Source organism: Candidatus Angelobacter sp., from assembly GCA_035607015.1.
GTDB lineage: Bacteria > Verrucomicrobiota > Verrucomicrobiia > Limisphaerales > AV2 > AV2.
Map to the genome: position 1 here is coordinate 1 of DATNDF010000508.1, position 5,642 is coordinate 5,642.

The following is a 5,642-nucleotide window of genomic DNA, read 5'->3' on the forward strand; positions in this document are numbered from 1 at the left end:
CCGCGAACGGAACCAGGACCTCACGTCCCGACGTCGCCAGAAAAAAATGGCTGGAATCGCTTGAATTCGTAATCGGGCAAGTGCTGAAAACCCAGGGCTCAGGGCAGGAGGCGCCATTCTTCCTCGATAATCTCGTCGATCGATTGCGGGCGATCGGTGTCAAGGGGCCCGCGCCGGTCAGCACGCCTTACGTGAATACAATCCCGGTCGAGGAAGAGCCACCCTTCCCCGGCGACTGGCAGACCGAGGTGCGGATCAAGAGTTACATCCGCTGGAACGCCATGGCAATGGTGGTGAACGCGAATCGCGAACACAGCGGACTCGGCGGTCATATTTCGACCTACGCCTCGCTCGCGACACTCTATGAAGTAGGGTACAATCATTTCTTTCACGCCGGTGATGCCGGGCGTCCGGGCGATATGATCTTCTTTCAGGGCCACGCCACGCCGGGCAATTATGCGCGGGCTTTTCTCGAGCGAAGGCTGGACGAGAAGCATCTGCACCACTTTCGCCAGGAACTTGCGCAGGGCGGTGGTTTGTCATCCTATCCGCACCCGTATTTAATGCCGGATTTCTGGCAATTTCCAACGGTTTCAATGGGCCTCGGTCCGATCAATTCGATCTATCAGGCGCGGTTCAACCGCTATTTGCGAGCCCGCGGGCTGGTGAAATGGACCGCGGAACCGAAGGTCTGGGCATTTGTCGGTGACGGCGAAACCGACGAGCCGGAGACGCTCGGCGCGCTCACGCTCGCGTCGCGCGAGACCCTCGACAACCTGATCTGGGTGGTAAACTGCAACTTGCAGCGCCTCGACGGCCCGGTGCGGGGCAACGGCAAGATCATTCAGGAACTCGAAGCTGCCTTCCGTGGCGCCGGCTGGAATGTCATCAAGGTCATCTGGGGTTCGGAGTGGGATCCACTGCTCGCTGCCGACAAATCAGGACTGTTGATCAAGCGGATGGAGGAGGCGGTGGACGGCGATTACCAGAAGTATTCGGTCGAACCGGGCAGCTACACGCGCAAACATTTCTTCGGCAGATATCCGGAGCTGCTCAATCTGGTGAATCACCTGACCGACGCACAGATACGGAAGCTGCTTCGGGGCGGGCACGACACGCGCAAGGTTTATGCGGCTTACCGGGCCGCAGTGGAACACGCGGGCCGACCGACGGTCATTCTCGCCAAGACGGTCAAAGGGTACGGCCTCGGTGAAGCAGGTGAAGGCAGGAACATTTCGCACCAGCAGAAAAAACTCAATGAAAAGGAACTTCGGGAGTTCCGCGCACGCTTCAACATTCCCATCAGCGACGAGGAGATCGTTGACACGCCGTTCTATCGGCCGCCGGCCGACAGCCCGGAGACGAAATATCTGCTCGAACGCCGGAAGGCGCTGGGCGGGTTTCTGCCGAGACGCGAGGTCAAAGCGGAGCCCTTGAAAGCGCCGCCACTTGCGGCGTTTGCGGATTTTCTTAAAGGTTCCGGCCGGGTCGAGGCTTCCACCACGATGGCTTTTGTACGGTTGCTCAGCCATTTGCTGCGCGACAAACAGGTCGGCCAACGCATCGTGCCGATCATCCCCGACGAGGCGCGCACGTTCGGCCTGGACGCGTTGTTTCGCGAAATCGGCATCTACTCGCACCAGGGCCAGCTTTACGAGCCGGTGGACAGCAAGTCGCTCCTGTATTACCACGAGGCGAAGGATGGACAGATTTTGGAGGAAGGGATCACAGAAGCGGGCTCGATGTCTTCATTCATCGCCGCGGGCACCGCCTACGCAAGCCACTCCATCAGCTTGATTCCGTTTTTCATTTACTACTCGATGTTCGGCTTCCAGCGCATCGGCGACCAGATGTGGCTGGCGGGAGACATCAAGGCGAAGGGCTTTCTGCTTGGCGCCACGGCGGGCCGCACCACGCTCAACGGCGAAGGCCTTCAACACCAAGATGGTCACAGCCTCCTTCTGGCCAGCACCATTCCGACGCTGCTGACCTACGATCCCGCGTTCGCCTATGAGATCGCCGTCATCGTTCAGGATGGCATGCGTCGCATGTATCAGGCCGGTGAAGAAATCTTTTATTACCTTACGCTTTACAACGAAAACTACGCGATGCCACCGATGCCCGGGGGCGTCGAGGATGGAATTCTCAAGGGCCTCTACAAATTCAAACCCGGCCTCGAGCACAGGAAGCACAAAGCCCACGTCTTTGGCAGCGGCCCTGTCATCCGGTCCGCGTTGAAAGCCCAGGAAATACTTGCCGACCGCTACGATGTGTCCGCCGACGTGTGGAGCGCGACGAACTATAAATTGCTGCGCAACGACGCACTCCGCTGCCAGCGTTGGAACATGCTTCACCCGGCGGATCCGCCGAAAAAGCCCCATATTGAAAGCGTGCTCGAAATGGAAAAGGGTGTGTTTGTCGCCGTATCGGACTTTATGAAGATCGTGCCCGACCAGATCGCTCCCTGGGTTCCGGGTGGTTTGATGACGCTTGGCACGGACGGGTTTGGCCGAAGCGACACCCGGGACCGACTGCGCCGCTTTTTTGAGGTGGACGCCGAATGCACGGTCATCGCGACGCTTTTCGCTCTGGCTCAGAAAGGCCGGCTCGCACGCAAAGTCGTGGCACAGGCGATCAAAGACCTGCGTGTCGATCCGGAGAAGGCGTTTCCGCAAATCATATAGCTTTCATTCGACAGGCCGCGCGACCATGGCGTAATTTGTCCTCTTCGTGGTCGTGGCAATTCGGGCTTTGTCTAAGAACGATCTAATTCTGTGGACGTAACCGTTCCCAAACTGGGCGAGGGCGCCGACTCCGGCGTCGTGGTCAGCATCCTTGTCAAGGAGGGCGCCCGGGTCGAGGAGGGCCAGACAATCATCGAGCTGGAAAACGAAAAGGCCGTAGCCTCGATTCCTGCGACGGCTTCCGGGACGGTGACTAAAATCCGCGTCAAGGAAGGCGACAAGATTTCCGTCGGTCAGGTGATTCTGATGCTGGACGACGGCAATCGTGCCGAGGCGAGAGCGACGAAAAAGGGATCGCCTGAAGAAACACCAGAGCTGGAAAAGGCGAAGCAAACCAAGATTGAGAAAGTGAACGAGGACGAGCGCGAGGAGGAGGTTGTCGCGAAGTCCGAATCGGAAGTCGCCGCTGGGCCATCCGTCCGCAAGCTGGCACGCGAACTGGGCGTTGATTTGACGCGTGTGCGCGGGAGTGAGCCGGGCGGGCGAATCGTGATGGCAGATTTGCGCGCTTACATTCAACGGCTGCAGAAAGCGGCGGCGTCACCACGACCGGTCGGCGTGCACGGAGTGGCGCGCCCCGCCGTTGCACCCGAACTGATTGACTTTTCCAAATGGGGCAAGGTCGCGAAGAAACCGCTCTCCCAGCTTCGCAAAGTCATCGTCGAGCGGATGAGTGAAAGCTGGGTGAGCGTGCCGCGCGTGACGCAGTTTGATGAGGCGGACATTACGACTTTGATGGAGTTGCGTAAGAAGCATCAGGCGGCTTACGAGGCCAAAGGCGCGCGGCTCACGCTCACGCCGCTGGCGCTCAAGACGGTCGCCGCCGCATTGAAAAAGCATCCGATTTTTAATTCCAGTCTCGACGAAGCGGCCGGAGAGATCGTGTCCAAAGAGTATTACCACATCGGAGTCGCGGTGGACACGGATGCGGGGTTGCTCGTGCCGGTCGTTCGCGATGTGGACAAAAAAACCGTGCTTCAACTCGCGAAGGAGGTTGAGGAACTGGCGGCAAAAGCGCGCGAGCGCAAGCTGTCGATGGACGAGATGAAGGGCGGCACGTTCACGGTTTCGAACCAGGGCGGCATCGGTGGCGGGCATTTCACGCCGATCATCAACCTGCCGGAAGTTGCGATCCTCGGCCTGGGTCGCGGCGTGTTGAAGGCAGTCGTGAGCGACAAGCAAATCCAGCAACGCCTGATGTTGCCCGTCGCCGTTTCGTATGACCACCGTGTGATTGACGGCGGAGCAGCGGCGCGGTTCACAGTGGATCTGGTGCAGGCGCTGGAAAGCTTTCCGGAGAACGAGCTAAAGCTCTGAGTGGAGTGAAGGAGTATTGGAGTGATGGAGTAAAAGAGTATGGACGCCAGCTATCGAAATAAGAACCGCGGTTATCAGCAACTGCGCGTATGGCGGGATGCGGTTGACTTCTATGTCGCATGCTCCCGTGTGTTCAAGGCATTTCCTTATGACCTGCGTCGTGTGGCTTCACAGGGCATCGCCTCGTCCGACTCCGTGCATCGAAACATTGCCGAGGGTTATTGTCGTCGTTCCATTCGCGAGTATTTGCAGGGTTTGAATTACGCGCTGGGCTCGTTGGGCGAAAGCGTTTCCGGCCTGATCGCTTATCACAAGGCGGAACAGATCAGCGACGACGAGTTCGAGCCGCTGAACAGTCTCGCTTTCAAACTGGAAAACGGTCTGCTCAAACTCGTTGAAAGCCTGGAGCGCAAGGAAATCCAGGGTCACTGGATTGATCATCTTGTCTTGAAAGAAAGCAACGTCGCTTATGGTGGCGCACGGGTCTGATCAGCACTCCAATACTCCACCCTCCACTACTCCAACTCTTATCATGGACCCCACCAAGATCGAAATTGTCGTAGTCGGCGCCGGACCCGGCGGATACGCCGCCGCGTTCTACGCCGCCGACCTGGGCAAAAAAGTCATCCTCGTCGAACAGGACAAACGTCTCGGCGGCGTGTGTCTCAACCGTGGCTGCATCCCCTCCAAAGCCCTCCTGCATGCGACGCACCTGATCAGCGCGGCGAAAGAGTCCGAACATCGCGGCATTACCTTCGCCGCGCCGCAAATCGATCTCGCCAAACTCCGCGCGTGGAAGGAATCCGTTCTAACGAAACTCTCCGGCGGCGTGTCGCAACTGGCCAAGATGCGCGGCGTCGAAGTCTGGAACGGCCGCGGGCATTTCGAGGATTCGCACACGTTGCGGGTCGAGACGGCCGAAGGCCAGAGGTTCATCAACTTCGAGAAGGCGATCATTGCGGTCGGTTCGAAGTCGGCCATGCCGAAAGCATTCGACCTCGGCAACCCGCGGATCATGACGTCGCGCGAGGCGCTCGAAGTCGAAGAGATTCCCGAGAATCTGCTGGTTGTCGGCGGCGGTTACATTGGCATGGAACTGGGAACGGTTTACGCCGAGTTGGGCAGTAAGGTCGTGGTGGTCGAAGCGCTCGATTCGATTCTCACCGGTGGCGATCCCGACCTGGTCCGGCCTGTCATGGCCCGCGCGCAAAAAGCTTTCAAAGAAATTCGCGTCAAGACGAAGGTCGCGAAAATGGACACCAAAGGAAAACAAATCCGCGTCGTCTTTGAGGCCGAGGGCCAACAGACGGAGGAATTGTACGATCGCGTGCTGGTCGCCGTGGGACGTGTGCCGAACTGCGAGGACCTGGGTCTGGAGAACACGAAGGTCGCACGTGACGACAAGGGTTTCATCAAGGTCAACGAGAAGCAGCAGACGAGCGACCCGGACATTTACGCCATCGGCGATTGCGCGGGCGGTGTGTTGCTGGCGCACAAGGCGTCGCGCGAAGGACGCAACGCGGTGGAAGTCATCACGGGTAAATCCACCGGCGGCGACAAGTTCGTTGTTCCCGCGGTTGT

The 5,642-nt window shown here is 58.8% G+C and carries 4 protein-coding genes; all 4 read left to right on the forward strand.

Annotated features, from left to right (window positions below; all coding sequences use genetic code 11):
* Positions 1-50: 50 nt before the first annotated feature.
* A complete protein-coding gene (gene aceE / locus VN887_20505; protein ID HXT42401.1) occupies positions 51-2,684 on the forward strand; it encodes a pyruvate dehydrogenase (acetyl-transferring), homodimeric type in 2,634 nt (877 codons plus the stop codon).
* Between the two features lie 90 nt (positions 2,685-2,774).
* On the forward strand, positions 2,775-4,061 hold the full coding sequence (locus VN887_20510) for a 2-oxo acid dehydrogenase subunit E2 (protein HXT42402.1): 1,287 nt from the start codon (positions 2,775-2,777) through the stop codon (positions 4,059-4,061).
* Positions 4,062-4,100: 39 nt separating this feature from the next.
* Positions 4,101-4,550, forward strand: a complete 450-nt coding sequence (locus VN887_20515; GenBank protein ID HXT42403.1) for a four helix bundle protein — start codon at positions 4,101-4,103, stop codon at positions 4,548-4,550.
* Between the two features lie 43 nt (positions 4,551-4,593).
* Positions 4,594-5,642 (forward strand): NAD(P)/FAD-dependent oxidoreductase (locus VN887_20520; GenBank protein ID HXT42404.1); only part of this gene is annotated, 1,049 nt, incomplete at its 3' end.

Bases quoted from the DNA above. Each gene is read 5' to 3' on its own strand.
- VN887_20515 (HXT42403.1), top strand. From the start codon at position 4,101: ATGGACGCCAGCTATCGAAATAAGAACCGCGGTTATCAGCAACTGCGC.